This window comes from Ruminococcus sp., assembly GCF_019417665.1.
Taxonomy (GTDB): domain Bacteria; phylum Bacillota; class Clostridia; order Oscillospirales; family Ruminococcaceae; genus Ruminococcus_C.
On the sequence record NZ_DXUU01000004.1, the window covers coordinates 100,948 to 118,506 of the forward strand.

Sequence of the window (17,559 nt, forward strand, 5' to 3'; positions counted from 1 at the left end):
TCTCCGGGAAACGAGAACAAGGATGTGAATGAAGATGGCAAGACAATGGAACCCGAAGCTTTCTAAGGGGATCGCCTGGACTTCTCTGGTGATCTGCCTGGGCGTGCTGACCTTTTCTATCTGGCTGCTGTTTGTGCCCAATGCACATAATCAGTCGGGAACTCCTAGGAATGGTTTCATTGCGACGAATGCAAAAGCAGGGGAGACGACACAGGGGGAGTCGGATGGTTTTCTGGCAGTATTGGAGGGTAACACCATACAGCTGGACAGCAGTATTCACTGGGATACCAGCGACAGTGCTGTTGCGGATGTGGACAAAAACGGCGTTGTCACCGGTAAGATGCAGGGAACCTGTCAGCTGACTTCTCAGGAGGAATGTATTCAGCTGACGGTGCGCCAGCTGGAGGAACGGAACGGCTGTACTTATGTGGACGGCATTCTGATCGTCAACAAGTCTTACGGTCTGCCGGAGGATTACAATCCTGGCTTGCAGCCCGTCGCAGAAGCAGCGTTTGAACAGCTTTGTGCTGGGGCAGCGGAAGAGGGTCTGGATATCTATGATGGATCTGATTTCCGTGACTATGCCTATCAGGTGAAGATCTACAACAATTACTGTGAGTTATACGGCTGGGAAAAGGCGGATACCTTTTCAGCACGTCCGGGGCATTCCGAACACCAGACGGGGTTGACCATTGACTGCAATACCATTGACGATGCCTTCGGCGAAACGCCCGAAGCGGCATGGCTTGCGGAGCACTGCGCAGAATATGGCTTTATCATTCGTTTCCCGGAGGAAAAAGAGGCGATCACTGGCTATCAGTACGAGCCGTGGCATATCCGGTATGTGGGTGTGGATACGGCAAAGGAAATACAGAAATACAACTTGACATTGGAAGAATATCTCGGCGTGGATTCGGTGTATGCAGAGCCGTGGCAGGGGTGAGAACTCCTGCTATTTCTGAAACCCATTGTAGGGGGGCGGATATTATCCGCCAACCAACCGCACGAATCTGGTGTAAATGTAGGAGCTCCCACACATAGATTGATCAATTTTCTCATAGGATAAAAAGTAAGAGACCGTGCGTTTGCGTGCGGTCTCTTTTGCATGTGATATCATTTTGGTTTTGCAAAATAGCAATAAACGGAAATAACCGCCTGACTCCCCAGTAAGGCGGCTATTTCTATAGCGTAAACTTATTTTGGGAGCGACCGCCTTTCGGTGTGCTCTCTTTCTTTTATTATACTATGCCGGGGTGCATTTGTCAAGCGGCATTTTTGAAATGATTGACTTCCCATTCCACTTTCAGGAAAGATAAGGTTGTCACATCAATCCGCAATGACCTCCGTAGGCGTGCAGTTTTTCAGGATGTCCTGTATTTCCCCACACAGCTGTTTTGCTTTACCATTTCCGAAATAGCCGATAGAATACAGTCGTGTACCTGTACCTGTGGATTTGTCTATCGTCAGATCACCGCCGTCTGTTAGGGTGATGCAGCAATCCTCGGAGGAGAGAATAATCGTGGTCGTCTGCCTGTCCATGGTGTAATTACCCAGTGGAATCAGGCTCCTGAAATTGCGGTGATAGGTATATGTGTTCAGCAATGCGGTGATTTCTTCGAATTCCTGGGAATCCGGTGATACTTCATAGGTTTCACTGGTCGCATCCGGTTTTCCCTTTTCCGTCACATGGGAGACAATGACAGCGGCGGAAAGCGCCTGGTTCTCCGAAATATGATTCCCCAGAGACATCGGGAATATCATGTAGACGCAGAAAAGAAGAAACAGTATCATAATAATAAAAATCCCGATATAACGGCGTTTTTTCTTCATGAGAACCTCCAGTGATTCTTGAGTGGATTTTGATACTATTATAGCACAAAACGCCTTGCTTTGAATAGCGATCTGGTTATTTTCACGTTATCTTCTTGTAAAACAAAAAAACCGCCCTTCCCATGTGTGCATCCAGAGGAAAAGCGGTTTTTTTCATTTCATTTTGTTTCTGTGCTTAGCCCAATACGACCTCAACCTCGTTTGTCTCAGCCAGAGAGGCGGCCGGAACATAGTCGCTGTCCAGCTTTGTGCCGTTCAGTGTCAGAGAAGCCACGCCGCTCTGGACATGGTTCGGGTTCTTGACCGTAATAGACAGCTTTTTGCCCCGGAAGGTCTTTTCCATGGTGAAGCCGTCCCATGCTGCCGGGATAGACGGACAGATGTGTAAACCGTCTGCATCCGGGCGCATACCGCAGATACCCTCCACGCAGCCTACCATAACAGTGGAAGCAGTACCTGTCAGCCAGTGTACGTGAGAACGTCCTGCATAGGGAGAAGCAGTAGACTCGGTGAACTGACCGTGAACATACGGCTCCAGCACACGCTGTTCTGCCTTATCGTTCATGGATGCCGGCGAGCTTTCCTCGAAATAGCGGAATGCAGCGTCGCCGTGTCCCAGTAGGCTCTCTGCCAGAATGAGCCAGCCCTGGGACTGGGAGAAGATACCGCCGTTTTCCTTGGTATCCGGATTGAAGATGTGCATGAGCGCACCGTCGAAATAGTGGTCGATATACGGCGGATCCAGCAGCTTTGCGCCATAGGGGGTGTCCAGAATATCTGCAACAGACTGCATAGCCTTGTCGCTCTGCTCCTTGGATGCAAAACCGGAAATAACGCTCCAGCTCTGGGGATTCAGCCACATAGAAGCCTCAGGGTCTTTCTTTGCACCTACCACAACGCCGTCCTCACGGATGCCGCGGATGAAGCGATCTTCATCCCAGCAGTCGGACAGGGTATCGCCCAGTGCCTTCTGTGCCTTGGTCAGGTATGTGATGTATTCCTCATCCCCCCGCTCTGCGGCAAGCTCCAGCATCATGGACATTGCATAGTACAGCTGGAATGCCACGAAAGTGGATTCGCCCTTCTTGCCCAGACGCAGGCAGTCGTTCCAGTCTGCGTGGAGACCAGCAGGCATATTGTGATCGCCCAGACGCTCCATGGAGAAGCGGATGGCTCTCTTCAGGTGGTCATAGACCGTATCCTCGCCGCCGTTTGCATAGACAATGACTTCGTCATAGAATGCCTTGTTGCCGGATTCGCCCACATACTTGCGGATGGTGGGGAAGAGCCACAGTGCATCGTCTGCACGATAGGACGGGTGACCAGTTTCCTTGACATATTCCGGATCGTCCGGGGTATTTTCGTGACCGGCATTGTGGTCGAATTTTACCAGAGGCAGACCGCCGCCGTTGTCTACCTGTGCAGACAGCATGAAGCGGATCTTGTCCGCCGCAAGCTCTGGATCCAGGTGAATGATACCCTGGATATCCTGTACGGTATCACGATAGCCGTAGCCGTTACGCAGACCGCAGTATACAAAGGATGCTGCACGAGACCAGATAAAGGTGATGAAGCACTGATAAGCGTTCCATACGTTGATCATGTTGTTGAAGGACTCGGACGGTGTGTTTACCTGGAAGTTGTCCAGCTTGCCGTGCCAGAATGCCTTCAGTTCCTCCACTTCCTTGTCCACCTTGCCGGCAGTCTCATAGGAAGCCAGGATCTCGTTTGCCTGGGCATTGTCCTTCTGACCCAGGACATAGATCAGTTCCTTGGACTCCCCGGGCTGGAGTACGATGTCGCTCTGGAGCGCACCGCAGGCGTTGGTGTTGTAGTTCATCTCGCCGGTGCACTTGCCCTGTTCCACCACAATGGGGTTGGAATAGGTGCGGTACGGTCCGATGAAGCTGTCCAGATTGCCGTTATAGCCGGAAATCGGTGCGCCCACCATACCGAAGAAACGTTCTCTGTGGTTGGAGCCAGTTTCATCCTTGCCGCTGTTCTCATTGATGTGCTGGAGGATCTTGTTTCCCTCGAAGGTGGTGCGGGTGATGAACAGGGTGTACTGGAGATTGACCTGATCCTGTTCATAGTTGTTGTCGTTGGTGAATTCCACAAAGCCGAATGCGGAGAGGTTTCTGGGCTTGTCGCTGTTGTTAGTGATGACAGCACGCCATACTTCATGAGTTGCACCGATGGGTACATAGTAAGTTACCTCAGAGGAAATGCCGGCATAGTCTGCGGCAATCACGGTATAAGCGGTGCCGTGGCGGCAGACGCTCTTGTAGGTGTCCAGAGGTTTGCCCACAGGCTGCCAGGATGCCGACCAATAATCTGCGGTGTCGTTGTCACGCAGATAAATAAAGCGGCCTGGCAGTGCCATCATGGAATTGAAGCGGAAACGGCTGATTCTGCCGTTTGCGCCGGACTTTACAAAGCTATAGCCGGCGGCATTGTTGGAAATCATAGCGCCGTATTCCGGCGAGCCTAAGTAGTTGACCCAGGGCGCCGGAGTATCCGGATGGTCAATGACATATTCTTTGTTTTTGAGGTCAAAGTAACCGTACTGCATGGGTAGAAATCTCCTTTGCATGTTTATTTTCAATCATTATGTACGAAATGGGAAAAATCAGAATTCCCCTTGTCTTTCCGTACAAAAAAACAGCCGACAGCGGTATGTCGGCTGTACATGTTTATCATACCATAGAACAGGATTTTTTGCAAGGGGATTTGTGAAAAAAATAGAATTGTAATAGATTGCAGTAGGTTTTGCAGGTGCAAGGACAGCAGAATCCCGATCTGCGGGTCGATGTGGGCATCGACCCCTACAAAACGTTATAGAATTCGGGGTGACTTGTAGGGTGCGATGCCCACATCGCACCATTTTCCTATTGGATTTTGACTGCTTGCAACAGCCCGCTTACTTTGGCAGCAATGCCATTTTACCGATAAAAAAGTAGTGGCTGCAAAAACGGGCAGCTGATAGCCGCCCCTACTACTCTGTCACGCCTAAAGCTTCACTTTTGGTTTGAAAACCAAAAGCGTAGGGCGGGGGCTTGCTCCCGCCGTTCCCGAAGAACCTAAGGAGAACCCTTTGTAGGGGCGGATATCATCCGCCCGCCGTATTCCCCACAATTACACAAATTCGGTGCAACTGTAGAGGCGACCATTGGTCGCCCGCACTTCCACTTTCAGCAAAGTGTTAAGTTACAATGGAAGCAAAGGGACAACCTAAGGGGAGCGGGGAAAAAAGAAAACCGTGGCAAAAGTGCGGATTTTCCCCGCTCCCCTCACGGTTTTCCCTCTGCACTCTCTTTCCCTTCACCCCTCACCCCTTTTCCGCACTTTTGCTGGGCGCGGTAATTTGACTTTCTTTGTGCTTACTTTGGCAGCAAATGTAGGGGCGAACTGTGTTCGCCTGCATCCCAGCCAAACAAAAACGGGCGGCTGATAGCCGCCCCTACATGCTGCATATTCTGGACAGTGCCGCAGTTACGCTGACTCATGCCCCTCTTCCACCAAAGCAAAGTCCACATTACCGCTGTTCACATCGATCTTCGTGCACTGTACCCGTACCGTATCTCCCAGACGATAGCACGCAGTGCCCTGTTCTTCCCGGAAGGCAATGCTGTCGTCGTTGATCCAGTCACTCTCCGGCAGAGAAGCCACGTGTACCAGACCTTCCACAGTGTTAGGCAGTGCCACATAAAAGCCGAAGTCCGTCACGCCGGCAACAATGCCATCGAAGATCTCGCCCAGATGCTGCTGCATATACTCTGCTTTGTAGCAGTCATCGCAGTTACGCTCAATGGTAATGGCACGGACTTCTGTGTCACTGGATTGGGCAGATGCTTGTACCACAAATGCCGCATATCGTTCCTGAATTGCCCCAGCATCGGGATTCTCGCAGTAGCTGCTCAGGATACGGTGAATGGCAAGGTCAGGATACCGTCGAATGGGGGAAGTGAAATGAGCATAGTCCTTCAGTGCCAGACCAAAGTGCCCGATGGGCTCCGGTGCATAGGCTGCCTTTGCCATGGAACGCAGCACCATGACATTCAGTACCGGATACAGATCCGTGCCTCGTGCACCATCCAGGATCTGTGCCAGGTGTGTGGGCTTGATGTCTGTGAATACCGGAACCTCTACGCCCAGGCGTAGGAGGATCTTTTCCAGATTCTCGATCTTTTCCGCATTGGGCTTGTCGTGGACACGATAGACAAAGGGCAGGTTCTTTTCCCGTGCCATTTTTGCCGCAGCCTCGTTTGCCAGGAGCATCATTTCCTCAATGATACATTCGCTCTTGCCGCGCTCCCGTGCCACAACATCCACGCAGACGCCTTCCTCATTGATAACAAGCTTTCCCTCGGCAGTTTCCAGTTCCGGCGCACCACGCAGCTTCCGTTCCCGGAGACGGATATCGCATAGCTCATCCATCAAGGGAATCATGTGCACGACATCTTGATACTTGTCCAGCAGCTCCGGTGAAGCTGAGCCGTCCAGGATCTCATTGACTTCACTATAAACACCTTTGACTGCTGAACGAATGACTGTCTTGCGGAAATCATACTTCACGATCTCGCCCTTTTCGTCCAATTCCATGAGAGCCGAAAAAGCAAGGCGATCCTCGCAGGGATTCAAAGAGCAGATGCCGTTGGACAAGCTCTTGGGCAGCATGGGAATCACGTGGTCAGCATAGTAAATACTGGTGCCTCGGCGCAGTGCCTCCTCATCCAGCGGTGTTTTCGGGCGGACATAGTGGGATACATCGGCAATGTGCACGCCCAGCTTGTAGCCTGTCTCCGTTTTTTCCAGAGAGACCGCATCGTCCAGATCTTTCGAGTGGGCACTGTCAATGGTAAAGATCGGCGTATCACGCAGATCCAGACGCTTTTTGTATTCCTCCTCCGGAATGGGTGCATTTGCAAGGCTATCCGCCTGCTGTACCACTTCTTCCGGGAATTCCTCTGTCACGCCGTGGAGTGCTACCATAGCCTGTGCGCAGACGCTGGCACGGGTAGAAGTGCCGAAGCTGAACACGATCTTCACCTTGTGCTCGGCATGGCGCTGACCACGATAGACTACCTCTGCCAGAACCTTTTCTCCTTCGTTGTACAGCACACTGTCCTTGCGCTGGATCTGAATGGGCGTCTTGGACATGGTGTCCGCCCGGAACATCAGTCTGCCGTCCTCATTGACGATAATACCAGTGAGACGGTTGTCCGCTTCTTCCAGAATGGCGAGGACTTCACCCTCAGGCTTGCCGCTTCGGGAGGGAATATTGCCGATGAGTACCCGGTCTTTTGTCATAGCGCCCTGCAAAAATTTTCCGGGGATAAACACATCCATTGCACCCTCTTCTTCCGGCCGTGCAAAGCCGAAGGTGCGGCTCAGGCGGACGATAGTTGCCGGGTAATAGCCCATATTGGCGGAGGAAACATAGCCCCGGCGGCGTTCGCAGATAGCACCCTCGTGCCGCAGTTCATCCACTGCCTTGCGGAAGTTTGCAGCGCCGCCCCGGTTGGTACGGCACTTTGTGGCAAGCTCCCGGTCACTCAGGGGTGTTCGTCCGTTTTTCTTCAGAATGGTCATGATCTTTTTGCGGTAGCTTTCGACGCTCTCTGCGCCGCCGAATTGCGTGTTTGCCATACAATGGCTCCTTTCTCCTGCCGCCCACTGCGGCAGATCTCTTTTTCTCAAGCTTTACTTTTTTATCAGGAAATCTTTGTTTGTATACTGTTATTCCCTACAAAATGAAAAACAAACACCATGTAGGGGGCGAACATGATTTGCCCGTATTTTCCGTCTGCAAATGGTCAATCTGTAAGCGAACACAGTTCGAGTGCGGGCGACCAATGGTCGCCCCTACTACATTGTCACGCTTAAAACTTTACTTTCTGTCTGGAAATCAGAAGCGTAGGGCGGTGGCTTGCTCCCGCCGTATTTATCTGAAATCTTCAATTGTAGAAAGATAAAGTTTTAAGTAGGACTTTGTACTACAATGGGTTTCCTCTTAGGTTTTTCGGGAATGGCGGGAGCAAGCCCTCGCCCTGCGCTTTTCGTTTTTAAGTCTAAAAAGTTTCGTGTGGACTGAGTACTGCAAATGGAAACGCAGAGCGCTCGACAAACAAAAATACACACTCCATCATGCACAAAAAAACATCCTGCGCCTCAGCAACCTTCCCGACAATCCGGGAAAACACCGAAGCACAGGACGAAGAGCCGCTTCGTTTACTTGATGAGCAGCGGCATCACAATATCCATAAACAAAATCAGAACAAAGAATGCAACGGAACAAACGAATGTGATCTTCTTCAGACGTGCTTCCTTTGTGCGACCACGGTTTTTGTCATAGAACGAATCATTGCTTGCACCAGTCAGTGCAGCAGTAGCGTTCTGGGGCTTCTGCTCCTGCATCATGCAGATGATGATGAGAACGACGCTGATCGCCAGGACAACAGCACCCAGGATAATTTCCAATACGCTCATGGAATCCCTCCTCCCGTCGTTTTTATGCAGTTTTCTGCATTTTATCAATATCTCTAATATTATACCACGTTTTCCTGAAGATTGCAAGGGATTTTTCTCGGAAATTTAGACAAAGAAATCCTGTACAAACTGGTGATTTTTTATGAATTTGCCGCATAGAATGAGATGAGCAAAGAAAATACAAGTATGATTTTGATGGAAACTGTGGGAGAGAAACTTCTGCCGTGATAGTAAAATATCAGATCATGCTTAAAACCAGGGAGGTAATTATCATTATGATGAAGAAAGATCTGCCAGCACCGACCGGGCATCACAATCTGATCCTGGAGGATCGATCGAAGCTGACACTGACGGGGGTGACGGATGTGGATTGTTTTGACGAGCGTATGATCAACCTGTTCACCAGTCTGGGGGAATTGACCATCAAGGGACGCAATCTGCACATCAATGATGTCAGCGTGGAAAGCGGCGACATGACCATTACCGGGGATATCTGGCTGCTGCAATACGGGGAAAAAGACCGCCGGGGACCGTTGTCCCTATTGGGAAAGCTGTTCCGATGATGGAGCTGGAGACTTTTTTCACTGTGCCGGAACAGACACGGCTGTTGATCTTTGCTGTACTGTTGGGGATCCCGTTGGGTTTCTGTTTCGATATTTTGCGTACCCTGCGTGTGCTGATCTCCCATGGACGGCTTGCCACAGCACTGGAGGATATTGTCTTTCTGCTGCTTTGGGGAATATCGCTTCTCTGTTTTTCCACTGTTTTGGCACGCGGCGAGCTGAGAGGATATTATGCCATGGGGAGTGCGTTGGGCTTTTTATTATACCGGTGCACCCTGGGATGTGTGACAGTCCCCCTGCTGCGGCGGATCTTCGGTGCGGTGGGATGTTTTCTGCGCTGGCTGACGGCACCGCTTTTCCACGGCATTGTGCGGATTTGCGGTGGTTTGAAAGAGAATTTTGGACATTTCGCCAAACTTTCGGGAAAAGCTTCTTTTTTTTCGCATTTGCCCTTGATTGGAGACGGAAAAATGTTGTATAATAAAACAGACAGATCAGAACAGGAGGCGGCAAGAAGATGGCAAAGGCAGAACAGAAGGAAAAAAAACAATCACGCTGGATCTTCCGGGTCATCAGCCGGACAGCAGTAATTGCGGCGATCGTGGGCTGCACCGTCAGTGTGGTTTCCATCCAGTCCAGCATTGCGGAGAAAAAGACGGAACTTGCGCAGGTACAGAAGCGGATCGATAACCTCACCGCAGAAAACGAGGATCTGGAACGGATCCTTGACAGCGGCGACATCGACAGCTATATGGAACGGCTTGCAAGAGAAGAGTACAACTATGCATATCCGGATGAATTCCGGTTCTATGACACATCGAGAAACTGAATATCGCAGGAAGCAGCGAGAAGAGAAAGGGATACGGAGTTACATGCAGGTCGAAATCGGTAAAATTTATGAGGGCACAGTCAAGAATATCACCAAGTATGGTACGTTTGTGGATATTCACAATCCAGAGGGAGAACGTTTGATGGGCATGGTGCACATCTCAGAGATTTCCCGCAGTTATGTCAATGAGATCCGGGATTTTGTGACAGAGGGACAGCAGGTGCGTGTGAAAGTCATTGGTATCAATCCGCAGGGAAAGATCAGTCTGTCTATGAAGCAGGTGGAAGATGCACCGGATGCCGGAAGTCGTCGTGCACCCCGTCCACCCCGTGCAGAGGGACAGCATCAGGCACCACGACGCAGCAAGCCGAATGTCTGGGAACCGAAGAAAAAGCCCGAACCTACCGAGCTGACCTTTGAGGATATGCTTTCCCGGTTCAAGCAGAACAGCGAAGAGCGTATGTGTGACATTAAGCGTAATACCGAACGGAAAAACCGTTCCAGAAGAAAGTAATTACAAAAAAGCAGCTCCTGATGAAAAGGGGCTGTTTTTGTTGACATTTTCTGTTACATCCTGTATAATAGAAAACAAAGAGAGCATATCGTGTGCGGATACATATTGTGTATGTGTATAGGCGGTCAAATCCTCGCTCCCGGAAGGGAGCGATTGCTATGACATTGATAGAAGTTTTAACACTCCTTAGTCTCATCTGCCAGATCATCAGAATCATGCAGGATAGTAATAAACGGAAATAACCGCCCCAGTGCCTAATTGAAGCGGTTATTTTCTGTAACTACTTATTGGGAGCTGACCGCCGAAGCGATAGGCTCTCTTCTCTTATAGTATAGCTGATTTTTTCAAATTTGTCAAGTATTGATTTTTATTTGACATTTGTTGGAATTTATGATAAAATGAATCCAAGAGAGTATACCAGTAACGGTAGGCGGTCATTCTCGCTCCCACACATCTCATGGTGGATGGGAGGTGATATCTATGGATTATGTGACATGGTCTGACCTGATTCAGGTTGGTACTTTTCTTGTGGCATACAGCACGTTTTTGTACATGCTTTTCCATAATCACAAAAAGAAATAACCGCCCCAGCTACCAACTTGTGGCGGTTATTTCTTAACCTTTACATATGGGAGCGACCGTCTGCCGGTGTACTCCCTTCTTTTATAGTATACCCGATTTTTCCGGGGATGTCAAGGATTTTTGAAAATATTTGTTGACATATTCTGTCACATCCTGTATAATAAAGCAGGAAGAGAGCATATCGTGTGCGGATACATATTATGTATGTGTATAGGTGGTCAAATCCTCGCTCCCGGAAGGGAGTGATTGCTATGACATTGATAGAAGTTTTAACACTCCTTAGTCTCATCTGTCAGATCATCAGAATCATGCAGGATAGTAATAAACGGAAATAACCGCCCCAGCAGCCAAACTTGGACGGTTATTTCTATAATCTCTAAACTTGGGAGCTGACCGCCGAAGCGATAGGCTCTCTTCTCTTATAGTATACCCGATTTTTCCGGGGATGTCAAGGGTTTGGATTCGCTTTTTGAAAAAATGTATTCTGCGGAAAAACAGCGCAGGCGGCGTTTTTTATCTTGCCAAACCCTTTTTTCTATGGTATAATTATCGTAACATTACTGTGACCACACGGTAATGAAATGTCAAATGAAAAAATGTTTCTGATCTATAGGAGGTACATATGGGTATTATTCGTGCTGCTGCCGGTGCAGTCGGCGGCTCGTTGGCAGATTCTTGGCTGGAATATATTACAGCAGATAACATGGGCCCCACCACCGTAATGACAAAGGGCGTACAGGTGACACGGGGAAAGCGCAGCAGTAATCGAAAGGGAACGCCGGATATTATTTCCAATGGTTCCCGCATTGAAGTGGGTCCCAATCAGATGATGATCCTGGTGGACAGCGGCAGGATCGTGGACTATACCGCAGAAGAGGGCTGCTATGAGGTCTATCTCTCCTCTGCCCCCTCTATGTTCAATGGCGAGTTGAAAGAATCCGTCCGGGAGACATTCGAGCGTTTCAGATTCGGCGGTCAGCCCGGCAAATCCCAGCAGGTCTATTTCATCAACTTACAGGAGATTCGAGGTGTGAAGTTCGGTACACGTAATGCACTCCAGTATTTTGATGGTTTCTATAATGCAGAGCTGTTTGTGCGCTGTCACGGCTCTTATTCCGTGAAGATTACCGATCCGCTGAAATTCTATATGGAAGTGGCTCCCCGCAATGCAGAACGGTTGGAATTCAGCGATCTGGGTGATCAGTTTAATGCGGAATTCCTGACAGCGCTCCAGACGGCGATTGGGCAGATGGCGGTGGATGGCGTGCGGATCTCGGCGCTGTCGTCCAAGAGTATGGAACTGTCCAAGTATATGGCAACGGTGCTGGATGAGGACTGGACTCAGGCACGTGGTATGGAAATTTGTTCCGTGGGTATCGCCAGCATCAGCTATGACGACGAGAGCAAGGCACTCATCAATATGCGCAACCAGGGTGCTATGATGTCCGACCCTACTATCCGGGAGGGTTATGTTCAGGGGGCAATTGCAAAGGGTCTGCAAAATGCCGGTTCTAATACTGCCGGTGCTGGTCAGGCGTTTATGGCAATGGGCATGGGCATGCAGAACGCCGGAAACTTTATGGCAAGCGCTTCGGCGACCAATGCCCAACAGATGCAGCAAATGCAGCAGAATCAGCCCATGCAGCAGCCGGCAGCAGGCAGCTGGACTTGCAGCTGCGGTGCAGTCAATACGGGGAATTTCTGCACCAACTGCGGCAATAAAAAACCAGCTCCGGCAGGGGGCTGGACTTGCAGCTGCGGCACTGTCAATACAGGGAATTTCTGTACTAACTGCGGCAGTAAAAAGCCGGAGACATCTGGCAGCTGGACTTGCAGCTGTGGAACATCCAATACCGGGAAATTTTGCACCAACTGCGGAAAACCCAGAAATTAACGGATGCTGTCGTGCATAAGACTTGCAAATATTGATTTGCCTTATGAATTAGAGAAAGGGGTACAGGATTGAATACCGTACAATATAAATGTCCCAACTGTGGGGCAGAGCTGACTTTTGATCCGGCACACCAGAATTTTTCCTGTGAATACTGCGACAGCACCTATACCGAAGCGGAAATGCAGACGCTGTACCAGCAGATGGAGCAGCAGGCAAAGGCGAGTGCCGATCCGGAGGCGGATACGCTGGAGAGCGAAAAGGACGAAAAAGCGTTTGAAGAGGGCACACGGCTCTATACCTGTCAGAACTGCGGCGCACAGATCATTGCCGAGGCAGAGACAGCTGCTACTTTTTGTTATTACTGTCATGCACCGGTGGTGCTTGCCGGACGGCTTTCGGGGGAATATTGTCCGGCGTATGTGCTGCCCTTTGCCCTGAACCGGGAGGATGCTTTGGATAAATTCCATAAGTGGTGTAAAAAACGCTGGTTTTTGCCCAAAGGCTTCACGTCGGAAAAACAGCTGGAAAAAATGTCCGGCGTCTATGTGCCCTTCTGGCTCACCAACTGCCAGGCAGATACCTATGTGAGCGGTATTGCAAAGCGTGTGCGCAGCTGGACAGAGGGAAACTATCGTGTTACGGAGACCCAGGAATATCTGGTGGAACGTGCTGCCATGATCCCTTATCGGGCTGTTCCGGCAGACGGCTCCCAGAAGATCGAGGACGCCCTGATGGACGCCATCGAGCCGTTTCCCTATGGAAAGATGAAGCCCTTCAGTATGCAGTATCTCAGCGGTTTTATGGCGCAGAAATACGATGTGACCTATGAACAGGTGCTGCCCCGTGTAAAACAGCGTGTGGAGGAAGCCAGCGTCAGCTTGCTCCGGAACGATATTAAGGGCTATTCTTCCGTTGCGCTGAGCCAGAAGCGTGCTGTGCTGCAAAATGTCCAGCATGACTATGTACTGCTGCCGGTGTGGTTCATGCACTATCGGTATCAGGGGAAGAACTATAACTTTGCCATAAACGGACAGACGGGCACCCAGGCGGGAACACCGCCCCTGAGTCTGCCGAAAGCACTGGTATTCAGCGGCGTGCTTGGGGTTGTGGTAATGCTGATTTCACTTCTGTTGGGAGGGATAATGTTCCGATGAAGCATTTTTGGAAAATCACCGGGGCAGTGCTGTCCCTGGGCATTCTGAGTGCCATGGCGGCGCTGCCGGCATCTGCAATGACGGAAGATCAGACGGATACGGTGTATCTCTGCGATGAGGGAGGCTGGCTCACGGACTCGGAATTTGATGAAATCATGGAAGATCTGGAGGAAACTGCGGCGGAAACCGGTATGTACATCGGTGTATGGATCGGCAGCGAACCCATGGGGGAGAGCCAGACCATTGCCTTCTGCGATGATACCTATGATGAACGCTTCGGCATCAATACGGACGGCGTGTTCCTCTATCTGGATATGTCCGGCGAGGCGGACTTGTTCGACTATATCTCCACCAGCGGCAAGGGGCAGTTCTACTATACCAACTCCTCGGAATATGACCGTATCAGCGAGATTTTCAGCGATATGAATCCCTATCTGGGACGTGGGGAAGAGGATGTCCCCATGGCGGTATATAAGTTCTGCTTCGATCTGAAATATTATGCAGAAAAGGGCGCACCCAGCGACACCTATTACACCTATGACAGCGGCACGGGAACCTATCTCATCATGGAGGACGGCGTTGTCCAGGAGGTCAGCGAGCTGCCGGAGGAGTATACTGCACTTGCAAGCTGGGGCACGATCATTCTGGTGTCGATTCTCCTGGGACTGGCGGCAGGGTGCATCGCATTCTTCACAATCAAGCGCAGCTATCGCTTCAAAAGCCCGGGCAGTATGCAGCACTATCTGGAAAAGGGAAATATACACTATTCCAACCGTACAGACCGGTTTCTGCGGCAGTATCGTACCCGGACAAAAATCGAGACCAGTTCTGGCGGCGGCGGTGGCGGCGGAAGCAGCCATAGCAGTTCCGGCGGCGGAAGTCACGGAGGAGGTGGAAATCACCGATGAGCACAGTTATTTTTCGTCCGCTTTGCCCAGCGGATGAACGGGAATTTTATGCCATGGCAGAAGAGTTTTATCATTCTTCCGCAGTGCTTCACCCCATTCCGCCGGAACGACACCAGGCGGCATTTCAGGAGATGATGACCTCTGACCGATATTTGTCGGGCTATCTCTTTGCCGATGGGGAAAAGGCTGCTGGCTTCGCTGTGACAAACCGTATGATGCAGCACGAGCTGGGCGGCGTGGTGGTTTGGGTGGAAGAACTGTATCTCCGTCCGGATTATCGTTCTCAGGGGCTGGGCAGTCGCTTCCTGACCTGGCTGGAGCAGGAACTGAAGGGAAAAGCGGCGGAGATCCGTCTGGAGACAGAACCAGAAAATGCACGGGCACGGGCATTGTATCAGCGGCTTGGCTATGAACCGCTGGGATATTTGCAGATGATCAAGGTGCTGTAAACTTACAGAAATTTGTGCAGGTAATATATTGACGTAAACCATAGTATTTAGAGAGAAACGATAATATGGCACCAACTAGATCTCCTACTTATCGTAATGGCTGCATGATTTCATAGAGTACCAAAAGAAAAACGATCAAATGACGAAAAAACCACTATCGGATGACGTGTGCTGTCCTTAGAGAACAATTCAATATCTTAATATATCCCTGAGAGCATAGGAGAGCTTTCAGGGATTGCTTTTTATCAGTTCATAACTTTAATCATCTCCGTATCCACTATCCATGCCATCGATCTTACTTAGTACCCTTATCAATCTTCAGATAATCATTGTCATTGATTATCCAGATGGTATCCTAACAGTTTGCCTGCTTTGATCAGCGAAGTGAATTGGATCGCAGTTGTGTCTGCGGTGGTATTGGCAGGAGTGTTGTCAGTGCTGACGTCAGTGGCAGGGCTGCTGGAAGTGGAATAACATATATCAGAAAGGAATGATGTTTTATGGTAACAGTAAAAGCAAAGGGCATTGATGTGTCCAAGTATCAGAGCAGTGTGGATTTCGCAAAGGTGAAAGCGACCGGATATGATTTTGTGATTATCCGTGCTGGTTACGGTAAAGTAATCAATCAAAAGGATCCTATGTTTGAGACGCATTACAAGAATGCAAAAGCCGCCGGGCTTGGCGTAGGCGTGTATTGGTATAGTTATGCAAAAACTGCCGCAGAAGCCAAACAGGAAGCTGCGGTGTGCATGCAGGTGATCCAGAACAAACAGTTTGAATATCCTGTTTTCTTTGATTTGGAAGAAAAGTCTGCATTTGCGAAAGGCAAGAATGTTTGCAGTGAAATGGTGACAGCATTTTGCAGTGTGTTGGAAGAAGCCGGGTACTTTGCCGGACTGTACATCTCCCGCAGTCCGCTTCAGACGCATATCACCGACGAGGTTGCGAAACGGTATGCGCTGTGGATCGCTGAATACAACAGCAAGTGTAATTACAATGGCAGCTATGGGATGTGGCAGCACTCCAGTACCGGAAAGGTTGACGGTGTAAACGGCAATGTAGATTGCAATTATTGCTATGTGGACTATCCAACCACGATCAAGAAAATTGGACTAAATGGGTATACCAAAGCGGCAAGCGCTGCTGCAACAGCGGCATCCAGTAGCAAGAGCAGCTACGCCAAGGGCGCAAAGATTACGCTGTCAAACGCTACACTATATGCTTCAGCTGCGGCAGCTTCTGGAACAAAGAAATCCGGCACGTATTATATTTACGACGGACAGGTGGTCAATGGCAGGATACGCATTACAAATTCTGCTGCGAACGTTGGGAAAACGCCTGTAGGTTCGTATGTAACCGGTTGGGTGAAACAGTCGGAGATAAAGTGAAAACATAGTATGTAATAGGAAACCCGGCGGTACTGTGTGTCTATCCGCACAGTACTGCCAGTTTTTTTGTATTTAGAATGATTCGTCAAGAATCGACAAAATAGGTATAGAAAAGATATATATTGTATCAGAATGTTTCTGTTATTCTATAAAAAGAGGACATCGCTTTTTGGAAAATGAAATATAACAGGAGCATATTGAAATGGGAATTTTGAAAGAAAAGTCAAAAACGCAATATTCATACGAGGAAAAGATTGCAACGAGGATGATCCTTCAGATGGGAATCCAGGCAAATCTAAAAGGATATTCTTATCTGAGGAAAGTGATTGTTTTGTCGGCACAAAATCCAGAACTGCAATGTAATCAGCTATATGGCATCGTTGCCGAAATGTATGGCGTGAAACCGAAAAGCGTGGAAAGAGCAATACGCTATGCGATCGAGCTGGCTTATGACGTTAACCCAAGACAATTGCAGAGTTTCTTTCCGTATTGCATTGGAAAGCCGGGCAATTGGGAAGTAATTGCACTGGCTGCGGATAGGGTTCGGCTGGGAGGCGGATAAATTTCAAGAGCTTATATTTATATCAATGCTTATAAATTTGTAGCATTGTCGAGATTAATTACCAATATACATATAAAAAATGATGGTCTCCTGATGAAAGAAACCAGCACTTTTTCTAAAAAACTTTGTGGAGTTGTTTTGGTAAGATTCGTTAGAGTCTCCATATACATAGTAATTTCCTTGTGGCTGAATATCAAGATGTTTCCAGAGCAAAAAAAGACAATTCTCCGCTGAATCTCGTTTCTCAAGCGCAATATGAGCGGATCAGTAAAAAACGTCTCATGTTCAAAGCTGCTCTTGAACCTACTCTTTTTCTTGACATCCTTTTTGATCTCGTTTCTGTTTCTCCTAGTATAATAATGATATAGTCAAAAGACGGTTCTGAGATAGACAACCG

Annotated in this window: 16 protein-coding genes; 11 read left to right on the forward strand and 5 right to left on the reverse strand. The window is 49.3% G+C overall.

Annotated features, from left to right (window positions below):
* Positions 1 to 34 precede the first annotated feature (34 nt).
* Positions 35 to 943, forward strand: coding sequence for a M15 family metallopeptidase (locus QZ375_RS02255; protein WP_295214603.1), 909 nt, complete (start codon positions 35 to 37; stop codon positions 941 to 943).
* 383 nt (positions 944 to 1,326) lie between these two features.
* Here the strand turns inward: QZ375_RS02255 and QZ375_RS02260 are convergent, their stop codons facing one another.
* The 5 genes from QZ375_RS02260 to secG form a co-directional block, all read right to left on the reverse strand.
* Positions 1,327 to 1,830 carry a hypothetical protein gene (locus QZ375_RS02260; protein ID WP_295214606.1) on the reverse strand — a complete coding sequence of 168 codons (504 nt, stop codon included), beginning with the start codon at positions 1,828 to 1,830 and terminating at the stop codon, positions 1,327 to 1,329.
* 175 nt (positions 1,831 to 2,005) lie between these two features.
* Positions 2,006 to 4,402 (reverse strand): glycosyl hydrolase family 65 protein, encoded by a 2,397-nt coding sequence (locus QZ375_RS02265; protein ID WP_295214609.1) that lies wholly within the window; start codon positions 4,400 to 4,402, stop codon positions 2,006 to 2,008.
* A gap of 808 nt (positions 4,403 to 5,210) precedes the next feature.
* Positions 5,211 to 5,336 carry a hypothetical protein gene (locus QZ375_RS02270; RefSeq protein ID WP_295214611.1) on the reverse strand — a complete coding sequence of 42 codons (126 nt, stop codon included), beginning with the start codon at positions 5,334 to 5,336 and terminating at the stop codon, positions 5,211 to 5,213.
* Complete coding sequence (rnr, locus tag QZ375_RS02275) at positions 5,323 to 7,479, reverse strand: ribonuclease R (protein ID WP_295214613.1); 2,157 nt, start codon at positions 7,477 to 7,479, stop codon at positions 5,323 to 5,325. The genes QZ375_RS02270 and rnr overlap by 14 nt, the downstream gene beginning before the upstream one ends.
* Before the next feature lie 582 nt (positions 7,480 to 8,061).
* The gene (gene secG, locus QZ375_RS02280; RefSeq protein ID WP_295214616.1) at positions 8,062 to 8,319 is read right to left on the reverse strand and encodes a preprotein translocase subunit SecG; all 258 of its coding nucleotides are present in this window, start codon (positions 8,317 to 8,319) and stop codon (positions 8,062 to 8,064) included.
* 275 nt (positions 8,320 to 8,594) lie between these two features.
* Between secG and yabP the strand changes: the two genes are divergently transcribed.
* From yabP to QZ375_RS02330, 10 genes are all read left to right on the forward strand, one after another.
* A complete protein-coding gene (yabP, locus tag QZ375_RS02285) occupies positions 8,595 to 8,882 on the forward strand; it encodes a sporulation protein YabP (protein WP_295214621.1) in 288 nt (95 codons plus the stop codon).
* Positions 8,879 to 9,472, forward strand: coding sequence for a spore cortex biosynthesis protein YabQ (gene yabQ / locus QZ375_RS02290; protein WP_295214624.1), 594 nt, complete (start codon positions 8,879 to 8,881; stop codon positions 9,470 to 9,472). Before yabP ends, yabQ begins: the two co-directional genes overlap by 4 nt.
* Positions 9,400 to 9,711, forward strand: a complete 312-nt coding sequence (locus QZ375_RS02295) for a septum formation initiator family protein (protein WP_295214626.1) — start codon at positions 9,400 to 9,402, stop codon at positions 9,709 to 9,711. Before yabQ ends, QZ375_RS02295 begins: the two co-directional genes overlap by 73 nt.
* Before the next feature lie 43 nt (positions 9,712 to 9,754).
* The gene (locus QZ375_RS02300) at positions 9,755 to 10,225 is read left to right on the forward strand and encodes a S1 RNA-binding domain-containing protein (protein WP_295214628.1); all 471 of its coding nucleotides are present in this window, start codon (positions 9,755 to 9,757) and stop codon (positions 10,223 to 10,225) included.
* Between the two features lie 1,204 nt (positions 10,226 to 11,429).
* Entirely contained in the window at positions 11,430 to 12,701 is a 1,272-nt protein-coding gene (locus QZ375_RS02305) for an SPFH domain-containing protein (RefSeq protein ID WP_295214630.1), read from the forward strand.
* 68 nt (positions 12,702 to 12,769) lie between these two features.
* Positions 12,770 to 13,855: a TFIIB-type zinc ribbon-containing protein gene (locus tag QZ375_RS02310; protein WP_295214633.1), complete on the forward strand. Its 1,086-nt coding sequence runs from the start codon at positions 12,770 to 12,772 to the stop codon at positions 13,853 to 13,855.
* On the forward strand, positions 13,852 to 14,763 hold the full coding sequence (locus tag QZ375_RS02315) for a hypothetical protein (RefSeq protein WP_295214635.1): 912 nt from the start codon (positions 13,852 to 13,854) through the stop codon (positions 14,761 to 14,763). The genes QZ375_RS02310 and QZ375_RS02315 overlap by 4 nt, the downstream gene beginning before the upstream one ends.
* Entirely contained in the window at positions 14,760 to 15,212 is a 453-nt protein-coding gene (locus tag QZ375_RS02320) for a GNAT family N-acetyltransferase (RefSeq protein ID WP_295214638.1), read from the forward strand. Before QZ375_RS02315 ends, QZ375_RS02320 begins: the two co-directional genes overlap by 4 nt.
* Positions 15,213 to 15,712: 500 nt before the next feature.
* On the forward strand, positions 15,713 to 16,600 hold the full coding sequence (locus QZ375_RS02325; protein ID WP_295214639.1) for a glycoside hydrolase family 25 protein: 888 nt from the start codon (positions 15,713 to 15,715) through the stop codon (positions 16,598 to 16,600).
* Between the two features lie 202 nt (positions 16,601 to 16,802).
* The gene (locus QZ375_RS02330; RefSeq protein WP_295214641.1) at positions 16,803 to 17,162 is read left to right on the forward strand and encodes a sporulation initiation factor Spo0A C-terminal domain-containing protein; all 360 of its coding nucleotides are present in this window, start codon (positions 16,803 to 16,805) and stop codon (positions 17,160 to 17,162) included.
* Positions 17,163 to 17,559: the final 397 nt, after the last annotated feature.